Below are 18,982 nucleotides of genomic sequence, written 5' to 3'. Positions count from 1 at the left end.
TTATCACGATAATTGTAGAATTTTTTTTGCATAGGTGTGTGCTTTTTCAATAACTTCCCCAATAGACATACTTGTGGAATCCAGCACTAATGCGTCTTTCGCGGCAATAAGGGGGGCAACAGAACGGTTACGATCACGAAAGTCACGTTCTTCAATTTCGCTCAAAAGACGTTCAAAATTAACATCAAAACCTTTCTCTTGCAACTGCTTCATCCGCCGATGAGCCCTTTCTTCAGCTGAGGCATCAAGAAAAATTTTTACTGGTGCATCGGGGAAAACCACCGTTCCCATATCACGGCCATCAGCAATAAGCCCAGGTAGAGTTCTAAATGCACGTTGGCGTCGAAGTAACGCTTCACGCACGCGAGGAAAAGTTGCTGTTTGGGATGCCGTGTTTCCTACTGTTTCGGTTCTAATTTGATTTGAAACATCTTCCCCTTCCAGAATGACTTTCAGTACATTGTCTTCAGGAACAAATTTCACATCTAAATTTGCAGCCAAAGGAACTAACGCATCTTCGGATTGGATGTCAACATGGTGATGTAACGCAGCTAACGCTAATACACGATAAATTGCGCCTGAGTCTAAAAGTTGCCACCCAAATTCGTTTGCTAATGCTTGGCAAAGTGTACCTTTACCTGCTCCGCTTGGTCCATCAACGGTGATTACAGGGGCTATCGCCACCATAAAAAATCTCCTTTTCTGCAAATAGCCGAGCTACCCGCAATTAAAATCTGTGAAGGTATTATACCAATTCAGTAGATTTGTGAAATAAGCAGGTTCTGATGATTACTAAAAAATAAGAAAAAATTGATATTTGAACCATAAAAATTAGGTTGATACAAAACAAAATAATATCAACCCAATCAATAGATTAATGACTTAAACGTGCCAACTGTTCGAAGTAATCAGGAAACGTTTTTGCAGTGCAGCCGGGATCCAAAATTGTTACTGGCGTATCTGATAACGCAACTAATGAAAAACACATTGCAATACGATGATCGTTATAGGTTTCAATTTCAGCATGTTGTAATTTTTTCGGTGGGACCACACGAATATAATCATGCCCTTCTTCCACTTCAGCGCCAACCTTTCTTAGCTCTGTCGCCATCGCATATAACCTGTCGGTCTCTTTCACTCGCCAGTTATAGATATTACGTATCACTGTTTCGCCTTCAGCAAATAAAGCGACGGTACCAATGGTCATTGCCGCATCAGGAATCGCATTCATATCCATGTCAATGCCCGTCAATGTTCCGCGTTCACATTCAACGTAGTCATCACCCCAACGAACAGTCGCCCCCATTTTTTCTAATACATTGGCGAATTTCGTGTCTCCTTGCAAACTATTGCGCCCAATTCCTGTGACTCGTACCACGCCCCCCTTAATGGCAGCCGCAGCAAGGAAATAAGATGCGGATGAAGCATCACCCTCAACCAAATATTCACCCGGTGATTGGTATTGTTGCTGCCCTTTGATGACGAAATGTTCATATTGATGATTTTCGACACTAACACCGAACGTTTTCATCAGTGCTAACGTGATATCAATGTAAGGCTTGGAGACTAACTCGCCAATAATTGTAATTGTTGTATCTTGCTCTGCACGCGGAGCCGCCATTAACAATGCGGTTAAAAACTGGCTGGAAACAGACCCATCGACTGAAATCTGGCCACCGATAAAACCACCTTTTAAACGTAGTGGCGGGTAGTTTTCTTGTTCCAAATATTCAATCTCAGCACCACCTTCCTTTAATGCATTGACCAAGTGCCCAATTGGGCGCTCTTTCATGCGAGGCTCACCCGTTAAAATAATATTATTGTGACTTAGTGATAGTGCAGCAGTCAGTGGGCGCATTGCCGTTCCCGCATTGCCTAAAAATATTTCTAGCTCATCTGGATGAGATAAATTTCCGCCTAAACCTTCCACACGACAACGTGTTTTATCTTCAGACAGTTGGAAGCTAACACCTAACTGGGTTAATGCATTCAGCATATGGCGAATATCATCACTGTCCAATAAATTAGTGAGTGTGGTCGTTCCTTTAGCCATCGCGGCTAATAACAGTGCGCGGTTTGAGACACTTTTTGACCCTGGCAAATTAATTGTGCCGTTAATTGAAGGAATAGGTTGTAATGTCAGGGATTGCATAAAAAGCAGTTTCTCCAGTGAAGTTTGCAAGTAAATAAAATTTGGCTCTATTTTCTTTTAAGTCAAATGCAAAGAGCACAAATAACCGACTGAACATCCTATTTCAGTCGGCAAATCTCGTTATTGAGCGTTATGACGTTCGAAATCAGCCATAAAATCAACCAAAGCCTGAACTCCCGCTAATGGCATCGCATTATAGATTGATGCGCGCATACCACCAGCCACTTTGTGGCCTTTCAGCGAAAGTAGGCCTTGTTCTTTGGCTTCTTCAATAAATTTCGCATCAAGGGTTGGGTTTTGCATTTGGAACGGTACATTCATCCAAGAACGGTTTTCAACTGCAACACGGTTAATATAGAACTGGCTATCATCAATTGCATTGTAGAGTAATTGTGATTTTTCATAATTACGCTTAGCCATTTCTTGCAAACCGCCTTGCTCTTTTAACCATTTGAAGACCATACCTGCGAGATACCAAGCGAAAGTCGGTGGAGTATTAAACATTGAATCATGTTTTGCTAATACCGTGTAATCAAATACAGATGGAGTCTGAGGTGAAGCTTTACCGAGTAGGTCTTCTCGGATAATAACGATAGTTAGTCCTGCTGGCCCAATATTTTTTTGAGCCCCTGCATAAATTACACCATAACGGCTTACATCAATCGGTTTAGATAAGATAGAAGAGGAATAGTCAGCAACAATAATTTTATCTTCAGGGAAGTCAGGTTCCTCATGAATAGCTAAGCCGCCAATGGTTTCATTTGGGCAATAATGGACATAAGCAGCATCGTCACTTAACGGCCATTCTTTCATGGATTTTAAACTCACGACACCGTCTTTTTCTTCAGTAATTTGAATCACATTAGGCGTGCAGTATTTTTCAGCTTCTTTTGCTGCAGACTCGGACCAATAACCGCTTACAATATAGTCTGCTGTCGTTTTATCACCTAATAAATTCATTGGTAACGTTGCAAAATGGGCCCGTGCCCCGCCGTGACAAAATAAAACTTTATAGTTATCAGGGATATTTAATAAATCACGTAGATTTTGCTCTGCTTCTGTTGCCACTTCGACAAAGTCTTTTCCGCGGTGACTCACTTCCATCACAGAAACGCCTAACCCCTTCCAATTACAAAATTCTTGCTCAGCACGACGCATGACTTCAACAGGTAGCATAGCTGGACCTGCACTGAAATTATAAACCTGACTCATTGACCTCACCCTATCCATCTTCAATTATGGTTAATAAAATTCACTCAGATAATTAAAGTTGTACCACTCCAAGCCTTTAGCTGCAACGGTTATTGTCAACAAGCCTAAAAAAGAAAGGGGGGTTATTTTTTGATAATGAGGAAAAGAATTTTGTTAATCTTGTCACACTCTCGACAAGCATCATTTTATGGAGAAATTAACAATAAATAAGCGATAATATCCCGAATTACGTCATTGCGCTGTATTTCGGGATATTCATTGAAATGTCTTTTATTGAGGATTAAAAATTAGCGAATAACTTTGCTTACGATTTCAATCGCTTCTTTTTCTATTTGACGTAAATGCTCTTCACCACGGAAACTTTCACAATAAATTTTATAGGCTTCTTCCGTGCCTGATGGCCTTGCTGCAAACCAGCCATAATCCGTCATGATCTTTAAACCACCGATTGGTGCATTGTTACCTGGCGCAGCGGTTAAACGCTGTGTAATTTTATCTCCCGCCAATGTATCTGCTGCAACCATTTCAGGTGATAATTTACTTAGCTTTGCTTTTTCTTCGTGAGTGGCTTTCGCTTGGATACGGTTATAAATCGGCGCGCCGAATTTCTTAGCGAGATTATTATAACGTTGTTGAGGATTTTCACCTGTAACAGCCGTAATTTCAGCTGCGAGTAAGCAAAGAATGATACCGTCTTTATCCGTTGACCACGGTGTGCCATCAAATTTTAAGAACGATGCTCCAGCGCTTTCTTCGCCACCAAAACCTAATTTACCGCTAAATAAGCCATCAACAAACCATTTGAACCCTACAGGTACTTCGACTAGTTCACGACCGATGTCATTAACCACACGGTCAATCATGGCGCTCGAGACCAATGTTTTGCCGACGGCAACATCTTTACCCCATTGAGAACGATGTTGAAATAAATAATCAATAGCAACAGCAAGATAGTGATTTGGATTCATTAAACCATCTGGCGTGACGATGCCATGACGGTCGTAATCTGGGTCATTGGCAAACGCAAGATCAAATTTTTCTTTCATCCCAAGCAAACCCGCCATCGCCCAACTGGATGAGCAATCCATGCGAATAACACCATCATGGTCAAGTGGCATAAAGCGGAAAGTTTGGTCGAGTTGGTCGTTTACGATTTCAATATCGAGTTGATAATATTCTGCAATTTTTTTCCAATATTCAATACCGGAGCCGCCTAGAGGGTCAACACCAAATTTTAAACCTGACTTGGCAATTGCTTGCATATCAACAACTTCACCTAATGCAGAGACATAAGGCATAACCAAATCTTGCTGGATGACATATTCACTCGCCATCGCTGTATCAAAACTTACTCGTTTTACACCTTCAAGGTTATTCGCTAGCAATTGATTGGCATTTTTCTCAATCACAGAGGTTAAATCGGTATCAGCCGGCCCGCCATTTGCTGGATTGTATTTAATACCGCCATCTTCAGGTGGGTTATGTGATGGTGTAATCACAATGCCATCCGCAACATCTTGGTGTGATTGGTTATAACTTAAGATAGCGTGAGAGATAGCGGGAGTTGGAGTAAACCCATTATTCTCCTGAACAATAACATGAACCTGATTTGCCGCTAACACTTCAACCACAGTCATAAATGCCGCTTCTGATAGCGCATGGGTGTCTTTTCCCACAAAACAAGGGCCTGTTACGCCTTGCTTTTTGCGTAAATCAGCAATTGCTTGTGCAATGGCTAGTATATGGTTTTCATTAAAATTTTTACGCAATGAGCTACCGCGATGCCCTGATGTTCCAAACTTAACAGCTTGAGATGCATTTCCAGGTTGTGGTTGCTGCGTATAATATTGAGCGGTTAATTGAGCGACATTGATCAAGTCACTTTGAAACGGAAGCTGCCCTGCACGTTCATGTATTGTCACTTGTTTTCTCCCAAAGCACTGATGCTTTGTTATCAACACCAGTGGCCTGTCAGTTTTTAAATAGTATTACAAACTTTTTCAATCACATTGGCTGGAAATTGCATTTCCTGCATGATTGCATCAACCATACTACGCTTACGATTAGTATTCGTATTTGTGATCACCCAATAGGGTGTTCCTGGTATATGACGCGGCTTAGATTGCTTGCCAGCTGCAAGTAATGTTTGCTCATCACCCGCAAAATAAATACGAGTTCGGCCATGCATTAACTCTGTTGCACTCGCAAAACGATTTGCATCTAAACTATATAAGGTAGATAAAATCAACATAAAGCGGTCAATCGCTTTACTTTTTTCTGCATAAGCGTCAGATAACAGAAGCTCTCTAATGACTCTAACAGGATTTAATGCAACAGCGGGTGTACTCATCGCAGGTTCAGCCTTAATGGCGGCATGTTCCTGAATAATTTCTTTTGCTTGTACTGGCTGCCCGGATTTGAAATTTAACATACGGCGCAAAATATCCGATGCACTTTCACCGATATGCTGTGTATGGCTCGCAATATAGCGGTAAAGCTCTTCATCAACTTCTATCGTTTTCATTTTTTCCCAGTACTTATTTAACTAAAATTTGCGGTGTGATTATAAGACAGATTTAAAAAAAACAAAACAATTAAAATTTCAATAACTTAAAGTAAACATTATTCTAAGTTCAAAGATAATTCAGTGGGTTATCATGCCATTACTTTCAGTATTTTACTTCCGAGAGCAAATTCAACTTTCTGAAATTTAGTGGCTATAAACCTCTTGGTTATCGACCATTAACTTACCTCAGCCAAGATCGTAGTTTATTTGACCATTTGGATTTTACTCAGAGCCGTGACATGATAAGACCACATGTACCACTGACGAATTGATCAAATAAATATGACTGTGTTACTTAACCATACTATCCATAAGCCTGAAAATCCAATCTCAAATAGCCCTATAGTACTCATACATGGGTTATTTGGTGACCTCAATAACTTAGGTGTTTTAGGTCGTAATTTACAACAATATTTCGATACGATTCAAATTGATGTTCGTAATCACGGTGATTCTTTCCGTGATGAGCAAATGAGTTACCAACAAATGGCCCAAGATGTTATTACATTAATAAAATCTTTAGGGTATGAAAATGCTATTTTAATTGGTCACTCAATGGGTGGCAAAATTGCCATGGCTGCAACTGCAATCGCCCCTAATTTTATTGATAACATCGTTGCTATTGATATGGCGCCTGTCGCTTATCAAGTTCGTCGTCATGATAAAATATTTGCGGCTCTTGATGCCGTCACAGAAAAAAATGCGAAAACTCGCCAAGAAGCTACTGTGATTATGCGTGATTACATTAACGAAGAAGGCGTTATCCAATTTCTGCTTAAATCTTTTAAACAAGGTGAATGGAAATTTAATTTACCTGCCCTTAAAGCGAATTATGAACATATTATTGGTTGGGAAACCGTACCCGCCTGGGATAAACCCGTATTGTTAATCCCCGGAGGAAACTCCCCTTATGTGCAAGTGGAATATAAAGAGCAAATCGCACAACAATTTCCGCAAGCCAAAGCATGGGTTGTCGCTGAAACGGGCCACTGGGTTCATGCAGAAAAACCAGACCATGTATTAAGAGCTATCCATCGCTTTTTATCTATTTCTGAATAATTAATCATATTTAAATATAGGTATTGAAAAGACATATATCTTTTCAATATCTTTAAATATATTTGTAGTTAAATATAATTACTTTATTAATTACATAATAAGACTAACTTCAATACACAGCGAATTACAAACCCTGTATTATCCAAATTCTACTCCACCTTATTACTATCTAGTGCATATTTTATTAATGCAAATTTGGATTTAAAAATTCAAATAACTTAAGGAATTTATTAATATAGAAAATGGATAGTCTAAAATCAAAATCAACATTATATTTCATTAGTGTCATTGCTAAGTTATCAGGGCAAGTAAATCCTAAAGAACTAGAACAAACACTCAATCAATCTATTGGTTATAATGAAAAAATTAACATTATTAAATCGAAACACGCCATTCGCTGTAGGAATAAATATCAGAAAGATAAAAATATAGCTAAAATCGTCTGCCCAGCAATTTTATATAATACCAAAGGCGAAGCTTTTCTATTAGCTAACCGCAATCAAGAACAGGTTCTCATTCAGCAATTTGGAAATAGACCGCCAGAGATATGGAGCATTGACGAGCTAAACCAACAATGGAGTGGCCATTGGTTACAAGTAAACCTTAAACAAGGGCAATTTGACATCACTTGGTTCCAAGCTGAGTTTCTAAAATACAAATCCATTATTTTATGGGTTTTATTTTTTTCATTCATATTGCAAATCCTCGCATTAGTCTCCCCTATTGTTATGCAAGTGATTATGGATAAGGTGCTCGTTCATAATAGTTTAGTCACATTGGACGTTTTAATTTTTGGGTTAATGGTTGCTGCACTAATAGAAGTAACGTTAAAAGGGTTACGTGAATACATTTATCATCATACAGTTAACCGTATTGATATGACACTCGGCTTGAAACTAGTTAATCATTTATTGAGATTGCCTATTCCCTTTTTTAAAAGTAGGCAAATAGGTGCGATTGTCACTCGCGTAAAAGAGCTCGAAACTATTCGCGAATTTTTAACCAGTAGTTTTTTCACTCTATGTGTTGATGTGTTGTTTTTATTTGTATTCATTTTCGTGATGAATTTGATCTCCACGACACTCACAATAATATTTTTGTGCTCTATACCTTTTTATCTTTTATTGGCTTGGTGGCTAACGCCTAAAATCGAATCTGCCGCACAGCAACAGTTTACTAATATCGCCATTAATACCTCTTTTTTGACCGAAAGTATTAATGGGATAGAAACCGCCAAAAGCTTATCCGTCGAACCGAATTTTACGCGTCGCTGGGATGGTCAAACCTCAGATATGAGCCAAACTAACTTTGTAGCAGGACAAATTAGCTCCCGCTCCGAGCATCTCGTTATGGCTATCGAAAAAATCACCAGTGCGATTGTATTGTGGGTTGGTGCCTCTGAAGTTTTAGCATTACAGATGACAATTGGCCAACTTATTGCTTTTTATATGATGGTTAACCATGCTAACCAGCCCCTCATCAAACTGACCAAGCTTTGGGGAGACTATATTCGCACGAGCGTCGCTATCGAAAAACTGTCCCAGATTATCAACTTACCCATCGAACAATCTCAGCAAGAAAATAAATTACCTCTTCAAGGGCATTTAAACCTAAAAAATATCTCGTTCCGCTACCAACCGAACATGCCGTTTGTTCTAAAAAACTTTAATTTAAATATTAAAGCGGGGGAAACCATTGGCATTGTTGGTACTTCAGGGTCAGGTAAGAGCACCCTTGCTAAATTATTACTACGGCTTTATACCCCTGAAAGTGGAACCATATTTGTGGATGGCACTCCCGTATCCGCGATTAACTTACACTCTCTTCGTCAGCAAATTGGTATTGTGTTGCAAGAGAATTTCTTATTCAGCCAATCTGTTTTCCATAATATTGCTCAAACCTCACCTAATGCCTCCATGGATGAAGTGGTTCATGCCGCCAAAATGGCGGGAGCACACGAATTTATTTTGAAATTACCCAAAGGTTACGACACCGTTCTTGCTGAGGGGGGATCATCTCTTTCGGGTGGTCAACGCCAACGCATTGCGATTGCTAGAACGCTGCTTTCAAATCCTAAAGTAATTATTTTTGATGAGGCGACTAGCGCTTTAGACGACGAGTCCCAAGCGGTTATTCAAGAAAATATGCAATTCATTGCGAAAGGAAGAACCGTCATCACAATAGCTCATCGCCTATCAACCATTCGCCATCACCAGCGGATCATTGTGATGCAACATGGTGAAATCATTGAGCAAGGTAGCCATCAACAGCTTATTGAACAAGGTAATTTTTATAAACACTTGTGGACTCTACAGCAGTCTCTGAAATCAGACATGGACGTAAAATGAAACATCGATTAGACAAAAACCGTTATAACAGCTTTTTGCCTTCACACTTGGCGATATTAAAAACTCCCCCATCTTACTTGGCACTATACGTTGCTATTTCTATTAGTGTGGGTATTTTTCTTGCTGTGACTTGGTCATTTTTTGGTAAATTGGATATTCAAGCCACCACACAGGGTAAACTTATTGTTTCAGGGCGAACACAGTTAATTCAAGCGTTTGAATTAAGCCGTTTAGAACATATTCATGTTACTGACGGGCAAACAGTAAAACAAGGAGACCCTTTAATTACCGTCAATGTGTTAGGTGTTGACCAAGATATCCTAAGTTTAAATTACCAGCATAACTTTCATTTAGCCGAAATATTAATTTATCAGGCATTGATTTCACGACAGCCTATTGAGCAGTTACCTTTATTTAATCAATTAACTGAAACAGAACAAAACAATACGCAGGCTAGCTATCAAACACAAAAATTAGAATTTGATTCATTAATGAATGAACTTAATAATGAAATTCAATTGAATACCGCCAATCAACAAGCCCGAAAAGATGAATTACTCACTATCAACTCCCTTATTGTCAATATCAAAAAACGCCTCGATGCACACCATTCGTTAACTGAAAAACAGTTAATCAGCCAAAAGGAATTTTTAGAACAAGAGCGAGAACTATTAATCGCTAAAAAAGAAAAAGTGACCAAATTATCTGAGCTCTCAATTCTAAAAAGCCAGCACCATGCCTTAAATGAAAAAATAGACCGGATAAAAGCCCAAAAAAACCAAGAGTGGGATGAAAAATACAAACAAGCTGACTTTAAGCGGGCTTCCCTTGAGCAAGAACTATTAAAAAATAAAGAAAGAAATCAATTAGAAATTATACGAGCTCCCGTTGATGGCACTATTCAACAGCTTGCCACACACACTTTAGGAGCTGTATTGCAACCCGCACAGCAACTGATGGCTGTTGTTCCTAACAATAATGTTCAATTAGCTGAAATTAAAATCTTGAACAAAGACATTGGGTTCATCCATGAAGGGTTGAGAGCAGAGGTGAAAATAGATGCATTCCCTTACACGCGTTATGGCACGATTGAAGGGGAAGTGATTTCCATATCGCGTGACAGTACTCTCGATGAAAAGCTTGGATTAGTGTTCTTAGGGCAAATTGGTCTTAACCAAAAAGAACTATCTGTTGATGGCAAATCTATTGAACTGACTCCCGGTTTATCCATTGTGGCAGAAATAAAAACGGATAAACGCCGTATTATTGACTACTTGCTTAGTCCTATAAACGAGTACACCTCAAACGCGATGAGAGAAAAATAATCGATGGAACAGTTAAATAATCATGGCTTGGATGCCTTAGTTTGGGTGGCTAAATATTACCAAAACAATGTTTCATCTGATCAACTTAGGCATGCAATTGGTATGCAAACTCTATCCCCCACGGAGTGGGAAATTAGAGAATGTGCACATACACTCGGGTATGAAACCAAACTTATTGCTGTGCAATATACACAATTGAAAACGCTACCTTTACCCGCTTTAATCTATATAGATGGTTTTTGGCAAGTTATTAGCCAAGAAAATGAATTAATTCTCATTAACCCGACTAATGAGGAACGAAAACCTATTCATAATTCTATTGGACATCAAGAAACTGAATATGATGTATTACTCATTAAGGAGCAATTAGAACCGGAGCAAAAAAAGGCCTTTGGCTTTAGCTGGTTTATTCCCTCTATTTTGCGGCAACATGTTAAATTACGAAATATTTTTATTCTCTCAGCCATTATTCAGCTTTTTGCCTTAATTAGCCCGCTATTATTTCAGAATTTAATCGACAAAGTGTTAGTTGGTCGCAGTCTCTCAAATTTACATGTCATTGCATTGGCGATTTTTGCCATTGCTGTTGCAGAACCGATATATGGTTTTATTCGTAATAAAATTTTTAGTCATAGTAGTAGCCAGATCAGTGCTGAGTTGTCAGGGAAAATTTATCGCCACTTAATGGCCTTACCGTTAAATTATTTTAAGTTAAGGCCAACAGGGAAAATTATCGCTAGGATCCGTGAATTAGCCCATATAAGGCAATTTTTAACGGGCTCAACACTGATGCTATTTATTGACTTTATCTTTGTCATCCTTTTTGTCGCAGTTTTATTTTCCTACAGTAGTTTGATGGCTTGGATTTTATTGGGCTCAATGGGGGTATTTTTTGTTTTATGGATGATACTCGGCCCCATTATTCGCCAACAAACTGAAAAATCTTATCAAGCGGATGAAAATGGTCTCACTTTTCTCACCGAAAGTATCACTGGGATTGAAACCATCAAAACAACCGCAACAGAAAAATATTTTAATCAACGCTGGAAAAAAATATTTAGCAAACAGCTAACTCAAAGCTTCAAAGTCTCAATGCGCAGTGAAGTAGCCTCTCAATTAATGACTTTTGTGAGCAAAATAACGACTGCGATCCTTTTGTGGGTTGGTGTCAAAGAGGTATTAAATGGTGGAATTTCTCCTGGCGAATTAGTGGCATTTAATATGCTAAGTGCACATGTTACGCAGCCCGTATTGCGGTTTACCCAAGTTTGGCAAGATTTCCAACATACCATTATCTCATTACGCCGGGTGGGAGATATTCTTGATGAACCGGTAGAAAATGAACGTAAAGGGATTGCAAATACGTCAAATATTCACGGCAAAATCGAGTTTCAAAATATCCGTTTTCGCTATCAACCTGATACGCCTGAAGTTCTCAATAATTTATCCTTAATGGTTAATGCAGGTGAATTTATTGGTATTACCGGCCCCTCAGGTTCTGGAAAAAGTACTTTAACGAAATTATTACAACGGCTTTATATCCCACAACATGGACAAGTTATTGTTGATGGCATGGATTTAGCTGTCGCTGACACTGTATCATTACGCCGAAAAATGAGCGTTGTATTACAAGAAAGTACCTTATTCGTTGGTTCAATCGCAGATAATATCCGTTTGAGTCATCCACAAGCGACTGACGAGCAAGTAATTCACGCAGCAAAATTAGCGGGAGCTTATGAATTTATCATGACATTGACTGATAATTTTAATTATCCCTTATCAGAAAAAGGCTCGAATCTTTCAGGTGGTCAACGTCAAAGGATTGCACTTGCGCGTGCATTACTCACCGAACCCGATATCTTGATTCTCGATGAAGCTACTTCTGCACTCGATTACGAGTCACAGGATGTGCAAATATTGATTAACGATTTTTAGCTAGCAAAGCCGCACTACAAGCCAGCCAGCATTTTTGCGATTTGCTTATTTTTTTCTATTTTTATCGATTCCTCTCATTTTTGTGTCACAATTTCGGCACAGTCCGTCACAGCTTCGTCGCAACGAAATCTCTATCAAAATTGTCTAGCATACCCCGTCCATTTATCGGTGCCATTTTCTTTGTAGAAGCATTAATTGCATTAGATCGTGGAGCATACATAGCAAAGTCATTAGCTAAATCTAAGTTTATTGCTTTACATCCATGTGACGCAGAAACCCAAAAACCTGCCTTCGTAAAAAGTTGTTCGATGTTTGATCCGTCAAAAGTTACATTGCTAAGAGTTGTATATTTCGCTAGAAGATTTGTTCCAGCCCACTCAGATACAGAATTGAACTTCCAGATGCATGATTCTAAATTTATCTTTCCACCAACAGGGACTGAATATTGATTTATTGAAGAGAATAAACCGGCCATTTCACCACCGATAACATTCAACTCACCACGTGCAAACAAAATTTTCCTATTTCCTACTGTTTGCGATGAGCAAGATACTTTTGAGTCTCTTATCGTGATATTTACGTTTACATTATCACTCATTAGTATTGATTGGTCTTGCTTTCCAATCTCCAATCGCATTGCCGACCCATTATCTAAGCACTGTTTTAAGTCCACTTTAAATACATGGTTACTAACCGTGGTCATAGCTACTCTTAGCACTGGATTACCATTAAAGCCAGAGTAATCAACACTCCCTGATAATTTCCCCCAAGGTATATAACTTGATGTTTGGTCTGGATTCCTTGTCTCTATTAGTGACACTTCCTCGCCGGCTCTCCCACCGAGCAATGCAATATTCATGTGAACATGTTTTGGCATTTTAAAAACAACACCCACATTGTCAGGGTCTACATGCAAGTCAGTAACATGCCTGTAGATTGCACCAGAGTTCTGTTTGTTGTGAAGCAACTTGCCGCTTAAGTTTAAGCTTCCTGCTAAAAAGCCGTAATCTGCTCGGCACCCTACGAACGTATTATCATTGGTAACCACTGCATTAATATCATACATCCCTGCTTGTATATGACTTGCGAATGAAAATGCTTTGGTGGCTCTCCCTCCGTTGACTACAACATCACACCCATTCCAATGACTGTGAAAAGCATAGATACTTCCCCCGTTCAACGTGACGTTTCTAAAGTGCGTGCCGTCGATGGTCTTCCATCCGCTATCTGTTGGTGCGGTGGGCTGATTAATATCAACACCATAAACAAGCAGCATGTACGCATCATAGGCTGTATGTGTTGGCGTTCCCATTGACTGATGCGCTGTCAGGGTATAAGAGAAGGAGTGACAATATTCAAATCGCACAAAATTAGAATATTGCGCGGTATTTTTTGCCTTAATTAACTCAACGTGTGCGTCAAAATTGCTGCCATTAAACACCAAAACATGACCTGCGTTACTCTCTACAGCCACAGAAATTTTACACCGTATTTTAGGTCGGATCTGTTTTGGGAGAAATCGAATTTCAACCCCTTGTTTCGTACTATAATCATCGTTAAGTGGGTGCCTCAATACACCATTATCGACATAGTTTATCTCACCATAATGGACGATTTCATCGAGCCCCATTCTTTTCATTAACCGTGTTTTTGTATTAATAAACACCATGCCGGATAACCCTGAAAGAGAGGAGGGAGATATTGCTCCTTGAGTGAGTTCTTGGGCATTAACAGGCAGCATCGCATAGGGTTCATTGATACACGTTAATCGACCATCTCCGATGAAGGTAACAACACCATCAAACGAAAAACCATTGTTTATTGCTAAAGGTGAAGACACCACAACCCCAGTTAAGTCACCGACGGCTTTTTTGTTTTCCAAATTACACTTTTCTATAAACTCAATAAACGCTTGTGATTTATCATTCCGACCCAATGAAAATGAGTTAAAGTCTATGTATTGCATAGATTCTATCAAATCTTTAAGAGTTCCACTTCCAACACCGATTAATGAGCCATCTCCGTTTTTTAAATCAGAACGCAAACTAGCATCACCAACGCTAACCCAAGCTCCTTTGCCAATTCCGCCAGTTGATTGTGGAGTTGATCCTGCTGGAACTTGTTTCGGTAAATCACCATCCCATCGATAGTATTCACCTGTAGTTTCATCGCGCAGTATATGATTATGTTGAGTTAATTCATTATTCGGTAAATCAGCACCTTTCTGGAAGCTATCGATGGTAATGTAACCAGCTGCTACAATCGCGGTATTCATGTCGACTTTAAATTTCTCGACTAACTCTTTGAATAGCCACTCCATCCCTGCCGCTGTTAAATGGCAATTTCCAAAACGGTCAATGTACTTACGCTCTAATGACGTTGCCCATATATCCAATAATCCGGAGTTAAAGAAAAGGTCTTTGATGTCACTACTTGGAACTGGCTTTTGTGTTGGTTTGACTTCTCTCATGCTTATTTTTCCCAATAAAAAAGCCGGCTCTAATGGCTGGCTTGTTGGTTAATGATTGCTGTTATGCGTTATAGTCTGGTTTTGCGTCGAAATATTCTGTTGCGGTTATTGTGTAGCGTTCGCCGCCAAGTGGTCGTTTATCTGTAATTACCCACTTGGTGTTTTCAAGTTCAACTGATGTTGCTATCACATATCGAGAGGGTGATTGCACTAGATATCCATCGTAGAAATTGAGTTCAATATCTTCTGGCACACTTGCGATAAAGCCGAATTCGGTATCTTGCCTAGGTTCTGCTTTAAACTTCTGCGTTGTGTAACCCATCGAATCAGTGAGATACACCCACATTTCATCATCAAATTTGATTTTCTCGCTTGTTGTGAATATCTCTCCTTTTCGTTCAGTGATATATCCTGATTGCTGATTAGAATCGTAGGTATCAGCAATCAGCACCATATCGCTAGGGTACACATTTCCACCATCCGCAAGCGTTGTCAGGCTGATACTTGTTCGCTGATGAATAAGTCGATTGGCCTCTAACAACGCCCTATCTAGTGCCTGATAGCGATTTCTACAGCCTTGCAAAACTATCTTATTTGGTGTGCGGGATAACCCTTCCGTGATACCGTTTTCATCAACTCGAAAGCGGATATAGTCTTTCTTGTTGCGAACCGGCTCGACATACTCCAACTCAATCCCGTCATATCCGCTAGGCATCGACATGTCATACGATATCTTCATATCGTTGCCTGTGATGTTGGAACGGTTGAATGTGGTCATTGGGAATTCGCTGGACTGCTCGCGGGAGAATGTAAGAACCGCATTGTCGTAATAAGCAGTTACCCTTGCGGCGTTACAGATAGTTTCGATGCGTTGGCCAAGGGAAATATCTTCGTCGTCGAATGTGTAATCGAAACATCCCAATCTCTCATCAGGTAAGCTATCGTAAATTCGATACAGGCAGTCAATGTCGATATTCTTCTCGCTTTCGCCTGCAGTAATTAACCAAGTATGCAGCACGGCATCAGCAAAACTCCGTGATGGTCTGAGTGTATAATCCACTTGCTTTGATACTCGGTCATACGAAATAACCATGCGTGTGGCCAACAAGTTATACTTCCTCTCTCTTGCCCCCGTTGGTGCTTCTGTTGCTCTCACTGACACATTAACAATCGTGTCATTCTCAAAAACGGCATTCTCACGAACTCGGACAATGTGAGCGTTTTCGATTTTCATGATGCTCTGGTCACTGCTGTTATTGCGCCGAGTGAGTTGTACAGCGTAACGTCCACGGCCTGAGTTAAGCGTCACCTTGTCGGTTTTGTAATAAACTCGTGCGCCATTGTTAGCGCTTAGCGCAGTATTGAAGCTTTGGCGAGTGCTTGCTATTTCCTCGTTATCCGTGTTTATTTTCCAGATTTCAACGGTTGCATTGCAGTTATCGCCACCGCCAAGTTGCGCTTGCAGGTGAATCCACATCTGGTCGCCATCTACTGGAGAGAAGAACGGACCCACTGTTAAAAACTGATTGTCATAGAGAATGAATTTCGTCGTGTTCACTACTGCATTCGGAGGAAGTTGTACTAAATCTGTTCCGCTTAGGTTAGTGAAGAAGAATTCGTAATACTCAACTGGGTTAATCAATGAGCCATCGTCACTCTCTTTAGCATCAACTAACTGAGCGTCGATTTTTACATCTTTAGTTACATAGCCCTGCGGCGTGTCGTAGCTCACATTCATAGTCATTGAGATAGAGCGTGGCTTTGTCAGTTCGTAGAAGTATTCAAACTCATCTTGCTTAACGATTTTAATCGCAGCCTCACCGCCTTTTATCTCACCTGAAACCACTTCGTTAGCGGTTGCTGTTTGCTGCGGGATATCATTACTTTCATTGGGACCCGGCAATTCTTGCCCGTCAATATCGGGAAACTCAAATCCCTCGTTAATCAGCGGGATAACTTCTCTTGGCTTGTATATCTTGTAGCTAGCACCTGCCATCGCCGTGAAATCAGATTCGGCAAATCGGATACTTTCAGTTTTATATTCGCCTATGCCGATGTTCAGCCACTCGGTTACTGTCTTGAGGTTGTTGTTATACTCAAACATAGACTGCTGAATTAAGTCAGGGAATGCCCTCACTTGCCCGTGAATTTCTGGTCTTGCTTGGTATGCTCGAGCAACGTTTGTTTGCCCTGTGAGTCGGTTATTCGGGCTATCTTTAACATTCGACTCAGCAGCAGAAAATGACGGCGTTTTCGGCGCAAGAAACGAGAACACTTTCGTGACAAGATTAAACACTGGATTCAGGATATCGCCGATAACGCCCTTCGGCTGGTCGAATACTTGAATAAAGTGAGCTGGTGCTATCTCGAAATCTAACTCGTCATCTAGGCCAAGCTCTACACCGTTCACTGTCACCAGTACATCCCTTGATAAATCCTTTCGATGCACTAGAAAATCGCTATAAAAAAAAGAGCCGACTGTTAAATCGACTCTCTCTTTAGGTGTTCCAGCTATTCGCTGAATTTCAACTATCGGCATATTTCATAAACTCCAATTTCGTGAATTTCTTCTCAAGCACAATGAGCCTATCCATTCTTACAGCGCCATTCTCGCCCCTGCTATGAAATGCATTACCATCGATAATTAACCCGATGTGCGCTGGCTGAGAGCCGCGATAACCAATAAATATACCGTCATCTACTGGATGCTCGGTACGTTGCCAGAATTCGACTTCATTCTCATAGCAAGTTACAAAATCATGGTCCGATTCGTAGCCAGCGTCATGATGGATTTCCGTACCTAGTACGTACCTAAAATACAACACGACAAGGCCCCAGCAATCACACGCTTCAAACGTACACGCACGATTCTTCCATGGCTTGCCTATCATCTTGTTTATGAATTCATTCCTCGTCATTAAACAGTCTCCAAGCCTGTGAATTCTTCCATTGTGTATATTCTGCCAACGTTCTTATTCAGCGGGTTATTCATCGACAGCGTGACAGTGACCGACTCGGCATCAAGTGAGCAGTCTTTCACGTACAGCGACCACTCGCTTATCGGGTTATCTTTATCGGCTGAATCAAATAGTCTGAATGTTGCGATAATTGGCTTCATTCGAGTATTTGACCGCCATAACTTGAGTTGCTGTTTAAAGTCCTGTGCGACTCGGCTAAACTTAACCGAAGCATCGATAATCGGCGTTTTACTCTGCTGACTCTCTGCAAGCTCAAAGTTACACGGCTGATACTCAACACCACCAAGCACTTTAGGCTCTATCTGCAAACTGACTAAATGAATGTTTCCGAATGATGGGTGGTAGAACTGGATAGTTTCGTAGAATGTACGCATTGGTCGTTGCGCTCTGTACTCTCTTAACTTCATTCTCCCCCCTTACATCGTGGTAATCGCTCGGTGACGACGATATCGAGCAATCCCCAATCCCTTGGCGGTATCTCAACGATTAAATCGCCAAACTCGTCATCTTCATTAAACAGTTTGCGGCAGATAACTGTGCCAGTCCAAGTTACTACGTTGCCATTAATCGATGTTTGTACAGGGTAACCATTAATGAAGTGCAGTACTTGTGGCTGTAGTCCTGAGCCGCCAAGGTTTACTAGCATCCTGAACCACTTATTGCAGTTATCCAGATAGTTAGGGCTTCTCAACCATTGCTGAAAAGCACGTTCCTCATCCAATGTGAAAATCCACCTCACATTCCACGTTGTCTTTATGTCATCCGTAAGTTTCTGGAATATCGGCGCTCCAACTTGAGGTTGGTCCGTTCGAAACCCAGTATCAAACGTCATGTTCTTATCCGCTTTTTGTGGTAACGGGAACCATTCAGGGTAGTCGATTATTTCCATAGACTCTCATCACTGATCTTTTATCAGGATAGAATATCCACACGCATA

The 18,982-nt window shown here is 40.3% G+C and carries 14 protein-coding genes; 4 read left to right on the top strand and 10 right to left on the bottom strand.

From position 1 onward, the window contains the following. Positions 1-3 precede the first annotated feature (3 nt). The 5 genes from cmk to seqA all read right to left on the bottom strand — a co-directional run bounded on the left by cmk (position 4) and on the right by seqA (position 5,888). Positions 4-687 carry a (d)CMP kinase gene (gene cmk / locus PSF28_RS01280; protein WP_004909557.1) on the bottom strand — a complete coding sequence of 228 codons (684 nt, stop codon included), beginning with the start codon at positions 685-687 and terminating at the stop codon, positions 4-6. A gap of 187 nt (positions 688-874) precedes the next feature. Next, positions 875-2,152, bottom strand: a complete 1,278-nt coding sequence (gene aroA / locus PSF28_RS01275; protein WP_210840132.1) for a 3-phosphoshikimate 1-carboxyvinyltransferase — start codon at positions 2,150-2,152, stop codon at positions 875-877. Positions 2,153-2,272: 120 nt separating this feature from the next. Further along, positions 2,273-3,364, bottom strand: a complete 1,092-nt coding sequence (gene serC / locus PSF28_RS01270; protein ID WP_210840131.1) for a 3-phosphoserine/phosphohydroxythreonine transaminase — start codon at positions 3,362-3,364, stop codon at positions 2,273-2,275. Between the two features lie 287 nt (positions 3,365-3,651). Then, positions 3,652-5,286, bottom strand: a complete 1,635-nt coding sequence (gene pgm, locus PSF28_RS01265) for a phosphoglucomutase (alpha-D-glucose-1,6-bisphosphate-dependent) (RefSeq protein ID WP_272684523.1) — start codon at positions 5,284-5,286, stop codon at positions 3,652-3,654. A 56-nt stretch (positions 5,287-5,342) separates the two neighbouring features. Continuing rightward, positions 5,343-5,888 carry a replication initiation negative regulator SeqA gene (gene seqA, locus PSF28_RS01260; protein WP_210840129.1) on the bottom strand — a complete coding sequence of 182 codons (546 nt, stop codon included), beginning with the start codon at positions 5,886-5,888 and terminating at the stop codon, positions 5,343-5,345. Positions 5,889-6,212: 324 nt separating this feature from the next. Here seqA and ybfF point away from each other — a divergent pair, with 324 nt between their 5' ends. The 4 genes from ybfF to PSF28_RS01240 all read left to right on the top strand — a co-directional run bounded on the left by ybfF (position 6,213) and on the right by PSF28_RS01240 (position 12,597). Continuing rightward, on the top strand, positions 6,213-6,989 hold the full coding sequence (ybfF, locus tag PSF28_RS01255; protein WP_210840128.1) for an esterase: 777 nt from the start codon (positions 6,213-6,215) through the stop codon (positions 6,987-6,989). Between the two features lie 242 nt (positions 6,990-7,231). Then, positions 7,232-9,337: a peptidase domain-containing ABC transporter gene (locus PSF28_RS01250; RefSeq protein ID WP_210840211.1), complete on the top strand. Its 2,106-nt coding sequence runs from the start codon at positions 7,232-7,234 to the stop codon at positions 9,335-9,337. Then, complete coding sequence (locus tag PSF28_RS01245) at positions 9,334-10,662, top strand: HlyD family type I secretion periplasmic adaptor subunit (protein ID WP_210840210.1); 1,329 nt, start codon at positions 9,334-9,336, stop codon at positions 10,660-10,662. The genes PSF28_RS01250 and PSF28_RS01245 overlap by 4 nt, the downstream gene beginning before the upstream one ends. Positions 10,663-10,665: 3 nt before the next feature. After that, positions 10,666-12,597, top strand: coding sequence for a type I secretion system permease/ATPase (locus PSF28_RS01240; RefSeq protein WP_272684522.1), 1,932 nt, complete (start codon positions 10,666-10,668; stop codon positions 12,595-12,597). 106 nt (positions 12,598-12,703) lie between these two features. On the opposite strand, the gene PSF28_RS01235 is transcribed toward PSF28_RS01240, so the two are convergent. The 5 genes from PSF28_RS01235 to PSF28_RS01215 all read right to left on the bottom strand — a co-directional run bounded on the left by PSF28_RS01235 (position 12,704) and on the right by PSF28_RS01215 (position 18,934). Continuing rightward, a complete protein-coding gene (locus PSF28_RS01235; RefSeq protein ID WP_272684521.1) occupies positions 12,704-15,067 on the bottom strand; it encodes a hypothetical protein in 2,364 nt (787 codons plus the stop codon). A 61-nt stretch (positions 15,068-15,128) separates the two neighbouring features. After that, positions 15,129-16,970, bottom strand: a complete 1,842-nt coding sequence (locus PSF28_RS01230; RefSeq protein WP_272684520.1) for a host specificity factor TipJ family phage tail protein — start codon at positions 16,968-16,970, stop codon at positions 15,129-15,131. A 622-nt stretch (positions 16,971-17,592) separates the two neighbouring features. Beyond that, positions 17,593-17,985: an NlpC/P60 family protein gene (locus PSF28_RS01225; protein WP_136135588.1), complete on the bottom strand. Its 393-nt coding sequence runs from the start codon at positions 17,983-17,985 to the stop codon at positions 17,593-17,595. Next, complete coding sequence (locus PSF28_RS01220; protein ID WP_036943373.1) at positions 17,985-18,452, bottom strand: DUF1833 family protein; 468 nt, start codon at positions 18,450-18,452, stop codon at positions 17,985-17,987. Before PSF28_RS01220 ends, PSF28_RS01225 begins: the two co-directional genes overlap by 1 nt. Further along, positions 18,449-18,934: a hypothetical protein gene (locus tag PSF28_RS01215; RefSeq protein ID WP_272684519.1), complete on the bottom strand. Its 486-nt coding sequence runs from the start codon at positions 18,932-18,934 to the stop codon at positions 18,449-18,451. The genes PSF28_RS01220 and PSF28_RS01215 overlap by 4 nt, the downstream gene beginning before the upstream one ends. Between the last annotated feature and the right edge of the window lie 48 nt (positions 18,935-18,982).

The sequence above is a fragment of the Providencia sp. PROV130 genome, assembly GCF_028482225.1.
In the GTDB taxonomy this organism is placed as follows: domain Bacteria; phylum Pseudomonadota; class Gammaproteobacteria; order Enterobacterales; family Enterobacteriaceae; genus Providencia; species Providencia rettgeri.
The sequence above is the reverse complement of the archived record's forward strand: the minus strand, read 5'-3'. Positions and strand labels throughout refer to the sequence as shown.